Here is an 18,166-nt window from a genome sequence, read left to right as displayed (position 1 = left end):
AAAGCCGCCAGCAGGCGGTTTTTTTGTGCCGCTTTAGCTGTATTCTTCAACGACAATGACTTTATTGACCTTGTTTGAGTAAGGGTTATAGGAAATGGTGACAAATACCCCAAATTCTTTGGCATGATCTTTTAACGTAATATGATACTGTTTCACAGATTCTTTTTCCCGGTGCCTGTCCCATACTTTTTGTTTAAATAAGACTTGTGCTAACGGATATCTTTTCTTTGCTTCTTTGACAGCTCTTGTTTCCCATTGATCTGCGGCAGTAGTGAATCCTCTCGCATCTGCAGGTTTGGCGTCTTGTATGACAGGACCCAACAGTAAACTGAGCATGATCATGATTTTTCTATATTTCACTTAACATCACCTCATCAGTTATTATCCTGACCAAATCCTACACTTTTATGTAAATTTTTAAGAAGTACAAATGTCACAGAAAAAAATATAGAATATGGCGAAAGAATGAGAAAATGGAAGAATTTTCTCGGAAGAGTTCTTGTTTAAGAACAAAATGGACTAATTTGACGTTTTGGGTTTTATAGGTATTTCCTTATACTGAATGTAATCGTTCTTTTTAAAGAACAATCGTTCAAGGAGTTGGAAGAATATGAAACAGTCGCTCTTTGTACTCTTTAGTTCCATTTGTTTAATTTTCACGTCTCTTCTTATCACATCTACTAACGCTTCTTTTAACGATGTCGAGCATACAAATTTTGTGATGAACACGTGTGAAGATTTTGAACAGACAGATCAGCATTGTCAGCCAAAGAAATGGGATAAAAGTGATTTAAAGCTCATAGATCAAACGATGATCGAAGGAACAGTCTGTGCGCCTCAAAAGCTGAGCATGACATTAAAAAATATTGGACAACCCATAGCGCACTCTGAATGGAAGTGGGAATTACACAAAGTAGAAAGTGATCAGAAACCATTACAGGATGGTCATATTCTTGAAAAGGGCTCTATACAACACCTTTCATCAGAAGAAACGACGACTGTCACAACAGATAAAGCAAAAACGAATGGAATCTATGCATTTAAAATCTATTTTCCTAATGGAATTGGTGCATCTGAAAAAACATTCTTTTGGTCTAAACATATGCAGCTCTCAAGCTGTCAAGAAAAGATATCTTAAATGGAGCTGTCTGCTGAATGAAAAAAATGATATGAAAAGGGGAGAAGAGACATGAAAAAATGGATGAAAATGTCTGGCAGTATTCTTTACGCAACGGTTTTCACAATGATGATTGCATGTATTATTGTTGTGTTGTCATCAAGAACAACAGGTGGAGATCCTCAGATTTTCGGTTATCAATTCAAGCAAGTATTATCTGGCTCAATGGAACCGGAATTTTCGGCTGGGTCGCTGATTGTAGTACAACATGTGACCTCACCTGATACGCTCAAAAAAGGGGATATTATCACTTTTCAAACGAAGCAAGACAAGTCCTTTGTGACTCACCGAATTGTTGGGGTAAAAGGAAATGGAACAAATAAAGCCTTTGAGACAAAAGGAGACCACAATATGTATCAAGACGGCACGCTGGTAAAAGCGGATCAAGTGGTTGCGCAGTATACGGGAATGAACATCCCTTATGCAGGAAAGTTTCTTTCGTATGCCGGGACCTCGGCTGGAACCGCTTTGCTGCTGATTATACCAGGTGTGATGCTGCTCGTTTATTCAACAATTCATTTTGTGGGCGCTGCGAAACATCGAAGACACACGGCTGATTTACATATGTCAGAGAAACAAGCATAAATTTTCGTTTGTAACCTAATTAGGTTTCAATAAAACAATTTATTAGGGGGTTTATTCATGGCTATCAAAAAATCAATTCGTTTAGGTGTATTATCAGGGGCATTAGGCCTTGCTCTAATCGGCGGGGGAACTTGGGCGGCATTTAATGATGTAGAAAAGGCAAACGCGGTCTACTCGACAGGAGAGCTGAATTTATCTGCAAAAGAGAACTCTGGCGCCATCAACCTTGCGAACTTAAAACCTGGTGACCGAATAAAGAAAGAATTTAATTTTGAAAATAAGGGGTCGCTTGCGATTAATCAAGTGCTGATGAGTCTTGATTATAGCCAGTTTAAAGATGGAACTTCTGCGAAGAATGGCGGTAAGAATACAGCTGAAGAATTCCTCAGCCAGTTTCAGGTGAGTGTTCTTACGGTTGGAGCCGAAGGTGGAAATGGTTATCCGAAAAATATTATTTTAGACCATGCAAACCTGCTTGACCTGCATCAATTAACGTCCAAACAGGATCAGACCGCATTTGAAAAGCTTCGTCATGCCGTCGATGAGAAGTTTTTACATGAAAGTGGTAAAATTAATGTAGCAACCGTTGATGGAACAGTGGCTCCAGAGTATGACGGCATTCCAAAGAATCCGTTTGATTACGATAAAATGGAAATGATCATTGAATTTGTCAATGACCAGACGAAGGATAAAGCTGGTCACTATATCCAAAATAAATACCAAGGCGATGCGATTCAAATTGATCTTTCCTTCGAAGCGACTCAGTGGAATGGTTTAACGATCAATCCCAAAAAGCATACGGATGAAAAAGGCTACGTGAAAGAAAACGAAAAAGCACACAGCGAAGATAAAAAATAAATCCAGTCTTTAGACTGATATATAAGCTCTGCATAGCAATTGGAGGAGTATGCGCTAAAACGTGCGCTTTACTCCTCTTCTTGCTGTTTTTTCCAGATTTGATAATCTAAAAATTCACGAAATTGCTTTTTCGAAACCCCTGATGTCATTGCATCTCGAACTAGTTTTTCCCATTCACTATCTAATTGACCATCGTATTCGGTTTCATCTTTTTCGTGTAACAGTGTATGAACCGAGACGTCCAGAACGGCGGAGATTTTTTCAAGAAATTGAATGGAGGGGTTTGTTTGCAAGTTTCTTTCTATTGAGCTTAAATAAGACTTCGCTACCCCAGCCTTTTCGGCCAGTTCTGATAGTGAGTAGCCTTTTTCATTGCGGTATTGTTTAATACGCTGGCCAATCAATGTCATCACCTTCCTTTCGATATTATAGCACATTCAGAAAGGTTTGATAGAATGACTTCTTACCAGAGGGGGAGACTCAGAGGACTTTTCCTTTGATTTGAGAAAATGACGGACTTCTTCAACTGTTAGCCCTGCTTTGCGAGCTTCGCGTAATAATTGAACCCATTCACTGTCTAATAATTTCGTTTTCTTTTCCATACAAATACCCTCCTAAAATACTGAATCGTGTATTTCAGGCACTTAACGCATTAAATGGAAAGACACAGGTGGTAAGACCTCATAGGTTGCTTGCGTCATGTTTCCGCCCAATACAAACAGACAAACTTTGCTTTTGACTGATCGAAAATCGTATGTCACATGAAGGGGAGGGGACTCGTGAGTCAACCTCCTCTTTTTTGCTGTAAGTAAAAAAGCCCGCCATTTTCAATCGTAAGACTGATTTTTGGTTCGTATAAAGTTTTAAGTGCTTGTCTTTCTATTTCATATTCTACAGATGTGTCTGAAGTCCCTTCATAAAATTGGTTTAAAAGTTCCGAGTCTTCTTTCCACTTTTGAACAGCCCTCACCGCCCAATCGTCCGGCTCCTCATGGGCATAACGCTCCATCAGGCTATAGAGCCGTTTGACGCCGCTTTCTGGCTTAATCATTGTACTCATCGTAAAGCAATAATCAGGAATTTGAGACGACAGCTCACGGGCTTCGAGCTTTTCTTGAAATTGTTCTATGACTTCTCCTCGTATCAGATGAAGCCCAAGTGACAGCAGCTTATCCTTTTTACGGTCTGCCAGGTAGGATATTTTCACATTGAGACCAAGCCATGGTTCCAGCGCGATCTGGTTGTTGCTAAGCGGTCTAACTCTTTCGTAGAGCCGGATAAATCGGCCTTGCTGCTTAACAGCCTCGAATATTTGAAATAAACGAGGGGAGCCGAAGTGGACAAATTCACCTTCGACCGTGTCACCGGCTTTTTTTTGATCGGTGATTAAGGTCAATTGCCGCGGCTCAGGTACACCGCCCGTTTTTTCGAGCCAGTGCCAATAAAAAGGTCGGTTCATAATCAATTTATCCATTTCGATCGTTAGCTGCACTGTCATATGTCCTGCACTTTCTTCTAATATGTCGCATTGGTTCGCCTGAAAGAAACGGAGAAGAAATGTATGAATGTCACGCTGCTCCATTGATCAACTCTCCTTTATGAGCCTTGCTGCCTTTTTTCTAAAAGCGGTGTTTGTGCTTCTGTTAAATAGGAAGCAAACTGGGTTAATTTCTTTTTCATGTCTCCGTCAGATTTGTGCTGAAAGAGTATATGATGCAATTCTGTTTCGGCATCTTGGATATCAATTCGCGTTAAAATATCATCTAGATCGCCAATGACGTTTTCAAACAGCTGAATTTTTTCATATAAAAGCTTTAGAATATGTTCCTCGACTGTTCCGTTCGTTGCCATATTGTAAATGTGGACATCCCGCTCTTGGCCAAGGCGGTGGATACGTCCAATTCTCTGTTCTAGACGCATCGGATTCCACGGAAGGTCGTAGTTGATGATCTGGTTACAAAACTGAAGGTTAATCCCTTCGCCGCCGGCTTCTGTAGCAATTAATACTTGAGCCCGTTCTCTAAATAAATCTTTCATCCAGTCTTTTTTGCTCCGCTTAAAGCCGCCTCGAAAAGGAACCGAGCTAATGCCGTTTTGCTGAAGAAACCATTGTAAATAAATTTGTGTCGCACGATATTCAGTGAAAATAATCACTTTCTCATTTAACTGCTGAATGAGTTTGACGACTTCCAGCGCCTTTGAATTTTGCTCGACTTGGTTGATTTTCTCCATGATTTGCGCAATGGCAGAAGATCCTAAAATGTGTTTTTCTTCTTCCTGCATTTTTTTAATCGTCATATAGACCGCCTCGCGGCTTGAGCAGCATTCCCGTTCCAAGGTCATGATTGAAAACATGTGCTTTGTATAAGCTGGATTCTCTTTCAGCTTGCAGATTTCATCATATAACGCTTGCTCTGTCGGAGAGAAATGAATGGAAATCGTCTTAACATGCCGTTTTGACCACTCGATGCCAGTGTCTTCTCTTCGGTTACGAATCATCACTTTATTGATTAGCTGTTTCAATCGATCATGATCTTCAAGCTGCAAGTCCTTTTTGGCAAAAACATCTTTAAACTGATGTTCATTCCCAAGATGGCCTGGCTTCAGAAGGGAAACGAGATTGAAAATTTCTCCGATTCGGTTTTGAATAGGCGTAGCTGTAAGCAGGAGGCAGAACTTCTTATTTAGATTTCTCACAAATTCATAGTTTTTCGTTTTATTGTTTTTCAGTTTGTGTGCTTCATCAATAATGACCATATCGTAGGCGATAGATAAAATCGTGTCTCGATGCGGCTGTCTTTTGGCTGTATCAATTGAGGAAACTACGACGTCACACTGCTCCCACACATAGCTTTTTTTTTGTTCGACAGCATCAATGTAAAATTTCGTCCGCAGCTCCTGCACCCATTGAGACACAAGGGAGGCGGGGACGAGAATGAGAATTTTTTTGGCAAGTCCACGAATCATGTATTCTTTGATAATGAGCCCTGCTTCTACAGTTTTCCCAAGTCCCACTTCATCTGCTAGAATGGCTTTCCCGTTCATCTCTTCTACGACTCTTCTGGCTACTTCGAGCTGGTGCTTTAAAGGAGTGAAGTCAGGTAGGTGCGTAGGAGCTTGCAAACCCTCGAATGAATCAATCGCCGTGACTTTCTGAACCTGCGTCGCTAATCGGTACATATCCCAGTTCGCCCAGGGACCGTCTGCTGAAAGCCGCTGCTGAAATTCACTTACCCATTCCTGATCAAAAATCGTTTGAATATTCAATGGTCATCGCCTGCCTTCCTAGTCGGTTTATAATAAAATCGTTCTGTTTTTAAACGCTTCATTTTTTGAGAGATCTTTAAAAGACTATATATTTCAATAAAAGCGAACGATATTGAACATTTATTTTAAAAATGTTAATGATTTTTCTGTTGCTCTTGATCCATTTCTAATGGTAGGATGTTGGTAAGTGATCTAGAAAATAAGTCACCCATTTTGATAGTATGTCCAATAAATGTGAAGAATATGAGCGGATGATGGTATGGGGAGAGACTTGTCGGTTATTTTGCACTGGCAGGCGCCGAAGGAGCAAGCTGAATTGATTCAGTGAATCTCTCAGGCAAAAGTACTCTTACCGGACGCAACTCTGGAGAGTGTTTGCTCATTGTTTTTTTAGCAAACCACCAAAGGGGAAAACGCACAATGATGTTGTGCTGTAAACTTTCAGGTGCAAGGACAGAGACTTCTTTTTGATAAAAAGGGAGCTCTCTGTCCTTTTTTGCTGTGATTTTTTTCTGAAAATTCAGCTTGTGATCTGCACTGTAAGAAAAAAGGGGGAAACGATTGATGTTGAAACGAACACCGCTTTTTCATGCGTATGAAACGTTTGGCGCAAAAACCATTGACTTCGGGGGCTGGGAATTACCTGTCCAATTTTCTTCCATTAAAGAAGAACATGAAGCTGTTCGAACAAAAGCAGGGCTTTTTGATGTGTCTCACATGGGTGAGGTGGAAGTCAAAGGTCAAGATGCCCTTCCTTTTTTACAAAAGCTATTAACCAATGATCTGTCTAAGCTGACGGATGGTAAGGCACTATATACAGCCATGTGTTATGAAGATGGCGGGACTGTGGATGACCTGCTCGTCTATCAAAAAGAAAAGAACAACTATTTGCTTGTCATTAATGCATCAAATATCGAAAAAGATGTGGATTGGCTGCTCAAGCATCAAGGTGAAGATGACGTATTGATCAAAAACGTCTCTGATCAAATCGCCTTGCTAGCACTTCAAGGACCTCTTGCTGCTGACATCATCAAGGATGTGGCGGACGAAGAGGTGACATCTCTCAAGCCATTTACGTTTTTATCACAAGCTGAGGTCGCTCAAAAAGAGGTGCTTGTTTCAAGAACTGGCTACACAGGAGAAGACGGCTTTGAAATCTACTGCCAGTCAGAAGATGCCGTTCACATTTGGTCGGCTTTATTAAAAGCGGGCCAGCCTAAAGGGTTAATGCCGTGCGGGCTCGGTGCACGTGACACCTTGAGATTTGAAGCAAGACTTCCGCTTTATGGTCAGGAGCTCACAAAGGATATTTCCCCATTAGAGGGCGGGATTGGTTTTGCTGTGAAAATGGATAAAGAAGCTAATTTTATTGGGAAAGAAGCGCTCAAAAAGCAAAAAGAAGAAGGAGCGAAGCGGAAGCTTGTCGGCATTGAAATGATTGATAAAGGGATTCCGCGTACAGACTATCCGGTCTTTTCAGGAGAGAAGCAGATTGGAATTGTCACAACGGGTACACAATCTCCAACGTTAAAGAAAAATATCGGGCTTGCTTTGATCGAAACATCAGAGGCGCAGCTTCAGGCAGAGGTGGAAGTACAAGTTCGTAAAAAACGTCTAAAAGCCAAAATCGTCGCCACACCATTTTATAAAAGAGCCAAATAACGAGGGGGAATAGAGGATGAAGCACAGGTATTTGCCGCAAACAGAGCAAGATCAAAAAGAAATGCTGGATGTCATCGGCGTTCAGTCGATTGATGAGCTTTTTTCAGATATCCCAGAGAAAGTACGATTCAAAGGGGCATACAACATCAAAGAAGCCGCATCTGAAACAGAGCTTGTGCGGGAATTATCTCGCTTAGCTGCAAAGAATAAGGATACTGTTTCCTATTCATCGTTTCTTGGTGCTGGTGTGTATGATCATTATCAGCCTGTCATTGTCGATCACGTCATCTCACGCTCTGAATTTTATACAGCGTATACACCTTATCAGCCCGAGATTTCACAAGGTGAATTGCAAGCCATCTTTGAGTTTCAAACGATGATCGCTGAGCTGACCGGCATGGATCTTGCCAACTCCTCGATGTATGATGGCGGAACCGCATTAGCTGAAGCGGCGATGCTGGCTGCAGGACATACAAAGAAAAAGAAAATTGTTGTCTCTGAATCGGTTCACCCTGAATCAAGAGCAGTGCTGAAAACATATGCCAAAGGACAGCATATTGAAGTAGTTGAGGTACCTGCGCGAAAAGGGCAGACGGATGTAGCGGCATTAGAAGAGGCCGTCTGCGACGAAACAGCAGCTGTTCTTGTACAATATCCAAACTTTTTCGGTGTAGTCGAACCGTTAAAAGAGATTGAACCGATTGCACATAAAGGAAAGAGCCTGTTCATTGTCTCAAGTAATCCGCTTGCACTCGGTTTACTGACGCCGCCAGGAAAACTGGGGGCAGATATTGTTGTTGGTGATGCACAGCCGTTTGGCATTCCGGCTGCATTTGGCGGACCTCATTGCGGGTATTTTGCCGTGACGAAAAAATTAATGCGAAAAGTTCCAGGGCGTTTAGTCGGGCAGACAGAAGACGAAAATGGTGTTCGTGGGTTTGTGCTGACCCTTCAAGCGCGTGAACAGCACATTCGAAGAGACAAAGCGACGTCAAATATTTGTTCGAATCAGGCATTAAATGCGTTAGCCGCTTCTGTTGCGATGACGGCACTTGGAAAGACAGGCATAAAAGAAATCGCCTATCAAAACGTGCAAAAAGCCCATTATGCCAAGACGCAGGCGGAAAAACATGGGCTTCAGGCTGATGTAGAAGGAGCCCATTTTAATGAATTTGTGATCAAGTTAAATGAGCCTGTGAAAGAAGTCAATAAACGATTGCTTGAAAAAGGGATCATCGGCGGCTATGACTTAGGGATAGACTACCCAGAGCTTCAGCAGCACATGCTTGTAGCCGTGACAGAGCTAAGAACAAAAGAAGAAATCGATACGTTCATCAAGGAATTGGGGGATCGCCATGAATAAACAAGATCAGCCGCTTATTTTTGAATTATCCAAAGAAGGAAGAATTGGTTATAGCCTGCCTGATTTAGATGTACCTGAACAGGAGCTCCCGGCTTTATTTGATGAAACGTACATTCGTCATGAGGATGCTGAGCTTCCGGAAGTATCTGAGCTTGATATCATGCGTCATTATACGGCACTATCAAGACGTAATCATGGAGTTGATTCAGGATTTTACCCTCTTGGCTCTTGTACGATGAAATATAACCCAAAGATTAACGAAAAGGTTGCACGCCTTGCAGGCTTCTCTCAAATTCATCCACTTCAAGAAGCAGACACTGTGCAAGGAGCATTAGAATTACTTTATGACCTAGGCGACCATCTTGAAGAAATCACAGGAATGGACGCAGTGACATTACAGCCTGCGGCAGGTGCACATGGCGAATGGACGGGGCTCATGATGATTCGTGCGTACCATGAAGCAAGAGGAGATCATAAGCGAACAAAAGTCATCGTGCCGGATTCTGCTCATGGAACGAATCCGGCATCTGCGACAGTGGCTGGGTTTGAAACGATTACCGTTGCATCTGATGAAAATGGGCTTGTTGATTTAGAGGATTTACGCCGTGTTGTGAATGAAGAAACAGCGGCTCTTATGCTGACAAACCCGAATACACTCGGCCTTTTTGAAGAAAACATTTTAGAAATGGCTGAAATCGTTCACGGAGCTGGCGGTAAGCTTTATTATGACGGAGCGAATTTGAATGCTGTTTTAAGCAGAGCAAGACCAGGGGATATGGGATTTGATGTGGTTCACTTAAATCTTCATAAAACCTTTACAGGTCCACACGGAGGCGGAGGTCCTGGTTCAGGTCCAGTTGGAGTGAAAAAGGATTTGATTCCGTACTTGCCAAAGCCAGTACTTGTGAAGAAGGAAGGTCGTTTTTATTTTGATGATGATTGTCCACAATCAATTGGACGCGTCAAGCCGTTCTATGGCAACTTTGGCATTAACGTCAGGGCATATGCGTACATCCGCTCAATGGGTCCAGACGGCTTAAAGGCTGTAACAGATAATGCTGTGTTAAATGCGAACTATATGATGCGCCGCTTATGTGCTCATTACGATTTACCATTTGATCGTCACTGTAAGCATGAATTTGTCCTTTCAGGTAAACGTCAGAAGAAACTAGGTGTGAGGACACTTGATATTGCCAAACGATTACTTGATTTTGGCTATCATCCGCCAACGATCTACTTCCCGCTGAATGTAGAGGAATGTATCATGATTGAACCAACTGAAACAGAATCAAAAGAAACACTTGATGCATTCATTGAAGCGATGATTCAAATTGCAAAAGAAGCAGAAGAGAATCCAGAAGTGGTGCAGGAAGCGCCGCATACAACGGTTGTCAAACGAATGGACGAAACAAAGGCTGCGCGGAATCCAGTTCTTGTTTTTGAGAGAAAATAAAAAAGACTCAAAGGGGGCGGCTAGCTCCCAGAGTCTTTTTTGTTAGTTTTTCGTTTTGATGCGGCCGCCCCATTTTTTAAAGCCGCCCTTTAAATTATAAATCTCACGACATCCGTTTTTACGTAAAGTTTGGGCTGCTTTCCCGCTTCTCAAATTATTTTGGCAATAGAGATAAACAGGCTTGTCAGGACGTATTTCATTTTTTCGCTGCTTTAATTGTGAAAGGGGGATGTTTCTTGCCCCTAAAATATGTCCGCCTTCAAACTCATTTGGCTCTCTCACGTCAATGAGTTGAGCTTTGCGGTAACCTTTAATGAATTCTTCTTCCGTCAGCGTTTTCATAATGCGCTGCTGATAAATGTAACTGCCGATGGAATAAAGAACGAAAAGTCCACAAAGTGAGAGGACGATATAGTTGAATATTGGCAATACGACTCGACTCCTTCTTGAGCATCAGCACAGTGGCCTGTCTGATGGTACGGTTTAGACAAATACTATTATAGTAAAGCAAAAGAAACTTGTCATCATAAATGGTCAGAATTATTTTCAATTCCTTCCCTATTTGATAGACTGATGAAGAGAGAAAACCGGTGGTCACCGCCATCATCTAATATTGACTACGTAAAAGAGAAGGGATTTTTATATGCAAAAAGAGAAATGGTGTTTCATTGATACAGGAAACCAGGACCCAGCCTTTAACATGGCAATGGACGAAGCCTTGCTTTATTGGCATAGTGAGAAGCTTATCCCGCCTGTGATCCGTTTTTATGGATGGGATCCGGCAACATTGTCTGTTGGGTATTTTCAGCATGTTGAAAAAGAAATCAACATGGAAGCAGTCAAGCGCTATGGTCTCGGATTTGTCCGCAGACCAACAGGAGGGCGGGGGGTTCTTCATGATCAGGAACTGACCTACAGCGTCATTGTGTCAGAGGAGCATCCAGAAATGCCAGCGACAGTGACAGAGGCGTACCGCGTCATTTCAGAAGGCATTTTAGAGGGCTTTAAAGAACTGGGACTTGATGCGTATTTTGCCATTCCTCGTACAGAAAAAGAAAAGGAAAGCTTAAAAAATCCAAGATCGTCTGTATGCTTTGATGCCCCTTCGTGGTACGAGCTTGTCGTAGAAGGCAGAAAAGTGGCAGGCAGTGCTCAAACGAGACAAAAAGGTGTGATCCTTCAGCATGGCTCAATCTTAATTGACCTTGATGAGGACAAATTGTTCGATTTGTTTCTTTATCCAAACGACCGGGTAAGAGAGCGGATGCAGCGCAGCTTTAAAAACAAGGCGGTCGCAATCAATGAAATTTCAGATCGAACATGTACATTAGACGATGCACGTGTGGCGTTTAAACGAGGGTTTGAAAAAGGATTAAATATCGAGCTTGTGCCTTATGAACTGACAGATGAAGAATTAGCGTTTGTCCACCATCTCGCCAAAACGAAATATGCCTCAGATGATTGGAATTACAAGCGTTAAGACGATGGACACTTCTTGTTTTTTAATGGGCGATGGTGTAGAATTGTTATGATTATTAAGTAAAGGTGCATTTTGGAGGGGTTTTATGACTACACCTAGTATGGAAGATTATATTGAACAAATTTATATGCTGATAGAAGAAAAAGGATATGCCAGAGTCTCTGATATTGCAGAAGCCCTCGCTGTCCATCCCTCCTCTGTAACAAAAATGGTTCAGAAGCTAGATAAAGATGAATACCTTATTTATGAGAAATATCGTGGTCTGATTTTAACCCCGAAAGGCAAAAAAATTGGAAAACGTCTCGTATACAGACATGAACTGCTAGAGCAATTTTTAAGAATCATTGGTGTAGATGAAGAGAAAATTTATGATGATGTAGAAGGCATTGAACATCATCTCAGCTGGAACAGCATTGACCGCATCGGCGATCTTGTTCAATTCTTTGAAGAAAACGACGAGCGATCTGTACAGCTGAAAGCGATTCAAAAGAAAAACGAACAAACAAATCAAGAATCTTAAGAAAAAGGGACACCCTCAGTATGGGTGTCCTTTTTGAATAAAGTTCTAATTGAAAGCAAATGCTCCTACACTATTAATAGTGTGAGATAAAAAGGGGGCTCCTTAATGAAGATAGATGGTGTGTTCTCAGGTGGAGGCATTAAGGGTGCAGCGCTTGCAGGTGCTTATGAGGCGCTTGAAGCGAGAGGATTTCAATTTGTCCGCCTTGCTGGTACAAGTGCTGGAGCGATCATTGCTTCACTCATCGCAGCAGGTTTTACGAGTCAGGAGATTCGGGAGCTTTTAGATGAAATGGATGAACATCAATTGCTTGACCGAAGGTGTCAATTCATCCCGTTTAAAATGCTCAGATGGGTATCCATTTATTGGCGTCTTGGTCTTTACAAAGGAGACCGGCTGGAAAAATGGCTCACAGATGTTTTAAAACGAAAAGGGGTTACCGTATTTGGGGATCTCAAAAAAGATTCGCTCAAAATCGTCGCTTCTGATTTAACAAATGGAAGAATCCTCGTCCTGCCAGACGACCTTCCTTCTTATGGATTAAATCCAGAACGGTTTTCCGTTGCACGTGCCATTCGCATGAGCTGCAGCCTGCCGTATTTTTTCGAGCCAGTCAAACTAAAGTCTTCAAAAGGCATTTGTACCATTGTTGATGGCGGAGTCCTCAGCAACTTCCCGATTTGGTTATTTGCTGAAGAGAAAAAAAGACCGTTTGTTGGTGTTACGTTAACCCCAAACGAAAAAGAACGCCCTCAACACTCCATCCGCAATGCGTTTGAACTGTTTGGCGCTCTTTTTGAAACGATGCGTGGTGCTCATGATGAAAGACATATCGCCACAAAACACGAACGTCATATTATTTTTATTCCTGTAGAACACGTTATTGCCACTGATTTTCATCTCATGACAGAAAAGAAAAGGGCGCTCGTCGATCTAGGTAGACAGAAGGCCGAGCAATTTTTAAAAAGCTGGACATTTTAAAATAAGGCGCGATTCTTCTTTTTGTTTTTCTTGCCTTCAATCACAGTTAATTGTGTTTGGCTTTTCTTTTTGAGAAGGACGGGCTTAGACTTGTGGTCAGTCGGCACGCTTCGCAAATGAGTGACCCGATTTTTCATCTGGCTTTTCGTTTTTGGTTTAGGCTGCTGCTGGTAGCGACGTTTTGATTGTTTGACTGCTTTACGATAAAGATTTCCTTCTGTTCCAATTCTTCGATTCATCAGCCATCTAAATAGGAAAAACACAACCGCTCCAATGATCACAACTGATAGCAGCATCGTAAAGAGTCTGCCTGGGTTCGTTGTGAGTAAATACACAAATCCCAAAACACCTAAAGCGAAAATAATGGTAAAAGCAGGATGTACTCGGCGATTCATAACTGTCCACCTCCGAAGGAATTTACCGGATTTATAAGTTAGATCACTTGATGAGCAGAATCTGACGCTTGTTTCTCAGACGCTTCCTCTAAACGAAGAAGTTCATTAAAACTTGCAATGGCTACCTCGACTTGATCGTCAGAGGGTTCTTTTGTTGTGAGCAATTGCAGCCAAAGGCCAGGATAGCCAAGCACTTTTAGCACAGGCACTTCTCGGAGCTTGTTCGTGAGCTGCAAGACTTCAAAAGAAATGCCCAGAACAACCGGAATGAGCGCCAAGCGGTTCAGAACTCTCACCCATAAAGGATCTGTCGGTACGAGTAAATAGACGAACATTCCGACAATGACAGTGAATAAAATAAAGCTGCTGCCGCATCGATAATGCAGCCGGGATTGGCTTTGGACATTTTCCACTGTGATGTCAAGATTCTGTTCATAGCAGTTTATGACTTTATGTTCTGCCCCATGATATTGAAATACCCTTTTAATTAAAGGGGTCATGGAAATAAAGTAAATATAGCCTAATAACAGGATCAATTTAAAGAATGTTTCAACTGCGATTTGTGCGAAATTTCCAGAAAACACAGGCCGCACAAGCTCAGCTAAAAAGACAGGTACTAGGGTAAAGACAAATTTACTAAAAAGAAGAGAGAGAACTCCGATCACAGCAATGCCGAAGATCATCGATAATTTCGAGCCTTTTTGTTCTTTTTCAAGAGAATGATCTTCAGAAGGATCTAAGTCATAGCGCTCACTGGAGAAGTTTAAGTGCTTACTGCCGTTTGCGCTTGCTTCAACAAGTGCAGCAACACCCCTGACAAATGGGATTTTCTTGAGAATGGCGGTTCGTTTATTGGATGTCCGGGGAAGCTTCAAAAATTCAATGGACTGATCCTTACGCCGAATCGCTGTCACATAGTTCTTTTTACCTCCGAACATGACACCTTCGACAACTGCCTGCCCTCCATATGCTGGAGATTTTGTTTGATTGGACATATTTCATCAACCTGCCTGTTTCCTGTAATTTACATGCATTTCCTTATACCTTTATTGTACAGGAAATGAGGGGAAATCACTAGCTCACAGGTCGATTATCTACTAGAATTCTATCTACCTCTTTTTAGCCAGTATACCCTGTTATAAAAAATTTACACTCATGCATGGAAATCCTTTTTTTTCATGACATATTGGACATACTACTTGCTGGAGGTGTTCATATGAAACGTGATGAAAAGAAAAAACAAGAAGAAAAAAATCAGTCAGTGCAAACGTCATCGCTCGTGGCAAGAGCAGCTGCTACTGGCTTTGTTGGCGGTGTTTTTTGGGGCTTTATCGGATTTCTGACCCATATGTTTCATTTTTCAGAGGTGAGTCCGAATATGCTGCTTCAGCCTTTTGTGCTCGGAGAATGGAAAAAGGGCGGACTTGGCACTTTTATTAGTATTGTGCTTTTAGGCCTTTTATCTATTGGAGCGGCCTTTATTTATTACGGGCTTTTAAAACGGATCAAAGGTTTTTGGGTGGGGCTGATTTATGGGGGGCTATTATGGTTGCTTGTTTTTTATGTATTTAATCCTATTTTCCCAGATGTGAAGCAAGTGCAAGATTTGCAGCAAAGCACCATTGTGACGACATTTTGCATATATATTTTATATGGCATGTTTATTGGATACAGTATTTCGTTTGAATACAATGAATTAACGAGTCAGAAGCTAGCGAGGGCACTCGGGAAAAAGACAGAATAAAGTGTAAATCACCCATTCATATGATAAAATATTTTTGGAAACGAAAGGTTTCTAAGGAAAAAGAAACAGATATCGATATAGATTGAATTAGGGTGAAGGAGTGGTCATATGCCTCATTTTCTTATGCTGAATGGACCCAACTTAAATAGGCTCGGCAAGAGAGAGCCTGCTGTTTACGGAAGTAAAACGCTGACGGATTTAGAAACGGATTTGTTTCAGTTCGCAGAAAGAGCAAATATCCAACTAACGTTCTTTCAATCGAATCACGAAGGGGATCTGATCGATGCGCTCCACGAAGCAGAGGATCAGTACGATGGCGTCGTGTTTAACCCGGGGGCTTTTACCCACTATAGTTACGCGCTGAGAGATGCCATTGCAAGTATTTCTTTACCTGTCATCGAAGTACATATCTCAAATGTTCATAAGAGAGAGGAATTCCGTCATCATTCTGTACTTGCTCCAGTATGCCAAGGGCAAATCGTTGGTCTTGGTTTAGAAGGGTATAAATTGGCGATTCGTTATTTAGTCAGTGAAGGGGGAGCGGTATCATGAAGCTTGAAAAACTAAGAAAACTTTTAACCGAATTAGAGATTGATGGTCTTGTGATTACGAGCAGCTTTAATTTGCAGTACATGACCAGCTTTACTGGATCAGCCGGTCTTGCAGTCGTTTCAAAGGATCGAGCGGCCTTTATTACGGATTTTCGCTACACAGAACAAGCCAAGGATCAAGTGAAAGGCTATGACATCATTGAACATAAAGGGAACATTGTGGAAACAGCTGCTCAAACGGCAAGGGAGTTTGGGGTAAAACGACTTGGGTTTGAACAAAACCATATGACATTTGCCACTTATCAGCAGTATGCTGAAAAAGCAGACGGTATCGAGCTTGTTCCTGTCTCAGAATCAGTTGAAAAGTTGCGCTTGATTAAGTCTAGTGAAGAGATTAAGATATTAGAGGAAGCTGCGAAGATTGCAGATCACGCCTTCGATCATATTCTCACTTACATCAAGCCGGGCCTGACAGAAATTGCGGTCATGAACGAGCTTGAATTTTTCATGAGAAAAGAAGGTGCTGAAGGATCTTCATTCGATATGATTGTCGCCTCAGGTGTTCGTTCAAGCCTGCCACACGGGAGAGCGAGTGAAAAGGTGATTGAATCTGGTGATTTGGTTACACTTGATTTCGGAGCCTACTATAAAGGCTATTGTTCTGATATGACAAGAACGATTGCCGTCGGAACACCAAGCGACAAGCTAAAGGAAATTTATCATATCGTATTAGAAGCAGAAAACGCTGGTGTGGATAGAATCAAGCCGGGCTTAACAGGAAAAGAAGCTGATCGCATCACACGAGACATCATTGAAAAGTATGGCTACGGTCAATACTTCGGGCATTCAACTGGGCACGGGCTTGGTATGGAAGTACATGAAGCGCCGGGCCTTTCCTCACGCTCAGAGGTCGTGTTAGAAGAGGGAATGGTTGTAACAGTTGAGCCAGGAATTTACTTGCCGGATGTCGGCGGCGTGAGAATTGAGGATGATATTGTCCTGACAGCTGACGGCAATAAACGATTGACCCACTCACCGAAAGAACTTATCATATTATGATGGTGAAATGTAGGAGGATGACAAAATGATTTCAGTAAATGATTTTCGTACAGGCCTGACAATTGAAGTGGACGGCGGTATTTGGCGTGTAGTGGATTTCCAACACGTAAAACCAGGGAAAGGCGCAGCATTTGTTCGTTCTAAACTGCGTAACCTACGTACGGGTGCTATTCAAGAAAAAACATTCCGTGCAGGTGAAAAAGTAGCGAAAGCTCAAATTGAAACAAAAACAATGCAATACTTGTATGCAAATGGCGACCAGCATGTATTCATGGATACAAGCTCATACGAGCAGCTTGAACTAAGTGAAACACAAATTAAAGATGAGCTGAAATACTTGCTTGAAAATATGTCAGTTCAAATCGTGATGTACGGTGCTGAAACCCTTGGAGTTGAACTTCCAAACACGGTAGAACTAGAAGTAGTAGAAACAGAGCCTGGTATTAAAGGTGACACAACATCAGGCGGATCAAAACCTGCGAAAACTGAAACTGGTTTAATCGTCAACGTTCCTTTCTTTGTGAACCAAGGAGATAAACTAGTGATTAATACATCTGACGGTTCATACGTTTCAAGAGCGTAATGAACAATAAAGACTGTAAACCTCGTGTTTACAGTCTTTTTTTATTGGGAAAAATATGTCTCCCTGTAAGAACGCCCTCACTCTATTCTCTCATCCAACTCTTCTACGTCTGAAAAACAAGACTACTTCCAGCTAGTCAAGCATATAGTGTAAAAAAAGCTGGAGGTTCTATATGAAACAATTTCTTTTCCCAGGCATACACCCATCAGTGGCTGCGATGGCAGGCATGAGGTTCTTATCTGCAACTATTGAACTGACGGCCGCCATCCTCATTTTGATCACAAATGATATACGCAAAGCGGTTGTCATCAATAGTATATTGGCGATCATCGGGCCGCTCATTTTTATTATCACGATGACGATTGGAATCTATCAAATGGCAGGGCAGTTATCCTATGCAAAGCTCGTGTTTATTTTCATTGGTGTCGTGTTTATTCTTGTTGGGATCTATAAGTGAAACGGCTTGGCATAATTAACGACTCGCATCA

22 protein-coding genes and 2 riboswitches are annotated in these 18,166 nt (G+C 41.8%); of the genes, 14 read left to right on the top strand and 8 right to left on the bottom strand.

Annotation, left to right across the window (positions count from 1 at the left end):
* Positions 1 to 33: 33 nt before the first annotated feature.
* Positions 34 to 360, bottom strand: a complete 327-nt coding sequence (locus tag ACYH0L_RS11120; RefSeq protein ID WP_099726655.1) for a YqzG/YhdC family protein — start codon at positions 358 to 360, stop codon at positions 34 to 36.
* A 250-nt stretch (positions 361 to 610) separates the two neighbouring features.
* On the opposite strand from ACYH0L_RS11120, the gene tapA reads away from it, so the two are divergent.
* From tapA to tasA, 3 genes are read left to right on the top strand one after another with little or no spacing between them, the layout of a single operon-like run.
* Positions 611 to 1,138, top strand: a complete 528-nt coding sequence (gene tapA / locus ACYH0L_RS11115) for an amyloid fiber anchoring/assembly protein TapA (protein WP_230030384.1) — start codon at positions 611 to 613, stop codon at positions 1,136 to 1,138.
* A gap of 51 nt (positions 1,139 to 1,189) precedes the next feature.
* Positions 1,190 to 1,762: a signal peptidase I SipW gene (gene sipW, locus ACYH0L_RS11110; RefSeq protein ID WP_099726657.1), complete on the top strand. Its 573-nt coding sequence runs from the start codon at positions 1,190 to 1,192 to the stop codon at positions 1,760 to 1,762.
* A gap of 57 nt (positions 1,763 to 1,819) precedes the next feature.
* On the top strand, positions 1,820 to 2,620 hold the full coding sequence (gene tasA, locus ACYH0L_RS11105) for a biofilm matrix protein TasA (RefSeq protein ID WP_099726658.1): 801 nt from the start codon (positions 1,820 to 1,822) through the stop codon (positions 2,618 to 2,620).
* A gap of 68 nt (positions 2,621 to 2,688) precedes the next feature.
* On the opposite strand, the gene sinR is transcribed toward tasA, so the two are convergent.
* The 4 genes from sinR to ACYH0L_RS11085 all read right to left on the bottom strand — a co-directional run bounded on the left by sinR (position 2,689) and on the right by ACYH0L_RS11085 (position 5,887).
* Positions 2,689 to 3,024, bottom strand: coding sequence for a transcriptional regulator SinR (gene sinR, locus ACYH0L_RS11100; RefSeq protein WP_099726659.1), 336 nt, complete (start codon positions 3,022 to 3,024; stop codon positions 2,689 to 2,691).
* A 33-nt stretch (positions 3,025 to 3,057) separates the two neighbouring features.
* Positions 3,058 to 3,222, bottom strand: coding sequence for an anti-repressor SinI family protein (locus ACYH0L_RS11095; protein ID WP_099726660.1), 165 nt, complete (start codon positions 3,220 to 3,222; stop codon positions 3,058 to 3,060).
* A gap of 182 nt (positions 3,223 to 3,404) precedes the next feature.
* Complete coding sequence (locus tag ACYH0L_RS11090) at positions 3,405 to 4,202, bottom strand: YqhG family protein (RefSeq protein ID WP_099726661.1); 798 nt, start codon at positions 4,200 to 4,202, stop codon at positions 3,405 to 3,407.
* 14 nt (positions 4,203 to 4,216) lie between these two features.
* Positions 4,217 to 5,887: a DEAD/DEAH box helicase gene (locus ACYH0L_RS11085; protein WP_482354020.1), complete on the bottom strand. Its 1,671-nt coding sequence runs from the start codon at positions 5,885 to 5,887 to the stop codon at positions 4,217 to 4,219.
* Between the two features lie 251 nt (positions 5,888 to 6,138).
* Positions 6,139 to 6,246: riboswitch (glycine riboswitch) on the top strand.
* 3 nt (positions 6,247 to 6,249) lie between these two features.
* Positions 6,250 to 6,346, top strand: a riboswitch (glycine riboswitch).
* Positions 6,347 to 6,451: 105 nt separating this feature from the next.
* Between ACYH0L_RS11085 and gcvT the strand changes: the two genes are divergently transcribed.
* Genes gcvT through gcvPB form a run of 3 tightly spaced genes read left to right on the top strand, consistent with a single transcriptional unit; the run spans position 6,452 to position 10,365 of the window.
* A complete protein-coding gene (gene gcvT / locus ACYH0L_RS11080) occupies positions 6,452 to 7,549 on the top strand; it encodes a glycine cleavage system aminomethyltransferase GcvT (protein WP_099726663.1) in 1,098 nt (365 codons plus the stop codon).
* A gap of 16 nt (positions 7,550 to 7,565) precedes the next feature.
* The gene (gcvPA, locus tag ACYH0L_RS11075) at positions 7,566 to 8,912 is read left to right on the top strand and encodes an aminomethyl-transferring glycine dehydrogenase subunit GcvPA (RefSeq protein WP_099726664.1); all 1,347 of its coding nucleotides are present in this window, start codon (positions 7,566 to 7,568) and stop codon (positions 8,910 to 8,912) included.
* Entirely contained in the window at positions 8,905 to 10,365 is a 1,461-nt protein-coding gene (gene gcvPB, locus ACYH0L_RS11070; protein ID WP_482354019.1) for an aminomethyl-transferring glycine dehydrogenase subunit GcvPB, read from the top strand. The genes gcvPA and gcvPB overlap by 8 nt, the downstream gene beginning before the upstream one ends.
* A gap of 42 nt (positions 10,366 to 10,407) precedes the next feature.
* Here the strand turns inward: gcvPB and ACYH0L_RS11065 are convergent, their stop codons facing one another.
* Positions 10,408 to 10,788 (bottom strand): rhodanese-like domain-containing protein, encoded by a 381-nt coding sequence (locus ACYH0L_RS11065; RefSeq protein WP_099726786.1) that lies wholly within the window; start codon positions 10,786 to 10,788, stop codon positions 10,408 to 10,410.
* Positions 10,789 to 11,008: 220 nt separating this feature from the next.
* Between ACYH0L_RS11065 and ACYH0L_RS11060 the strand changes: the two genes are divergently transcribed.
* From ACYH0L_RS11060 to ACYH0L_RS11050, 3 genes are all read left to right on the top strand, one after another.
* A complete protein-coding gene (locus ACYH0L_RS11060) occupies positions 11,009 to 11,845 on the top strand; it encodes a lipoate--protein ligase family protein (RefSeq protein WP_099726666.1) in 837 nt (278 codons plus the stop codon).
* 85 nt (positions 11,846 to 11,930) lie between these two features.
* The gene (mntR, locus tag ACYH0L_RS11055; RefSeq protein WP_003215946.1) at positions 11,931 to 12,365 is read left to right on the top strand and encodes a transcriptional regulator MntR; all 435 of its coding nucleotides are present in this window, start codon (positions 11,931 to 11,933) and stop codon (positions 12,363 to 12,365) included.
* A gap of 105 nt (positions 12,366 to 12,470) precedes the next feature.
* A complete protein-coding gene (locus tag ACYH0L_RS11050; RefSeq protein WP_099726667.1) occupies positions 12,471 to 13,346 on the top strand; it encodes a patatin-like phospholipase family protein in 876 nt (291 codons plus the stop codon).
* Here the strand turns inward: ACYH0L_RS11050 and ACYH0L_RS11045 are convergent.
* The gene (locus ACYH0L_RS11045) at positions 13,343 to 13,741 is read right to left on the bottom strand and encodes an SA1362 family protein (protein ID WP_099726668.1); all 399 of its coding nucleotides are present in this window, start codon (positions 13,739 to 13,741) and stop codon (positions 13,343 to 13,345) included. The genes ACYH0L_RS11050 and ACYH0L_RS11045 overlap by 4 nt on opposite strands.
* Positions 13,742 to 13,779: 38 nt before the next feature.
* Positions 13,780 to 14,736, bottom strand: coding sequence for a DUF1385 domain-containing protein (locus ACYH0L_RS11040; RefSeq protein WP_249705717.1), 957 nt, complete (start codon positions 14,734 to 14,736; stop codon positions 13,780 to 13,782).
* Positions 14,737 to 14,957: 221 nt separating this feature from the next.
* On the opposite strand from ACYH0L_RS11040, the gene ACYH0L_RS11035 reads away from it, so the two are divergent.
* The 5 genes from ACYH0L_RS11035 (at position 14,958) to ACYH0L_RS11015 (ending at position 18,135) form a co-directional block, all read left to right on the top strand.
* A complete protein-coding gene (locus ACYH0L_RS11035; RefSeq protein ID WP_099726670.1) occupies positions 14,958 to 15,485 on the top strand; it encodes a YqhR family membrane protein in 528 nt (175 codons plus the stop codon).
* Positions 15,486 to 15,593: 108 nt separating this feature from the next.
* The gene (aroQ, locus tag ACYH0L_RS11030; protein ID WP_099726671.1) at positions 15,594 to 16,037 is read left to right on the top strand and encodes a type II 3-dehydroquinate dehydratase; all 444 of its coding nucleotides are present in this window, start codon (positions 15,594 to 15,596) and stop codon (positions 16,035 to 16,037) included.
* Positions 16,034 to 17,095 carry a M24 family metallopeptidase gene (locus ACYH0L_RS11025; RefSeq protein WP_249705716.1) on the top strand — a complete coding sequence of 354 codons (1,062 nt, stop codon included), beginning with the start codon at positions 16,034 to 16,036 and terminating at the stop codon, positions 17,093 to 17,095. Before aroQ ends, ACYH0L_RS11025 begins: the two co-directional genes overlap by 4 nt.
* Before the next feature lie 25 nt (positions 17,096 to 17,120).
* Positions 17,121 to 17,678, top strand: coding sequence for an elongation factor P (efp, locus tag ACYH0L_RS11020; protein ID WP_012010541.1), 558 nt, complete (start codon positions 17,121 to 17,123; stop codon positions 17,676 to 17,678).
* Positions 17,679 to 17,850: 172 nt separating this feature from the next.
* On the top strand, positions 17,851 to 18,135 hold the full coding sequence (locus tag ACYH0L_RS11015) for a YqhV family protein (RefSeq protein ID WP_099726673.1): 285 nt from the start codon (positions 17,851 to 17,853) through the stop codon (positions 18,133 to 18,135).
* Positions 18,136 to 18,166 lie beyond the last annotated feature (31 nt).

The sequence above is a fragment of the Bacillus sp. MC1252 genome (assembly GCF_056838025.1).
The sequence above is the reverse complement of the archived record's forward strand: the minus strand, read 5'-3'. Positions and strand labels throughout refer to the sequence as shown.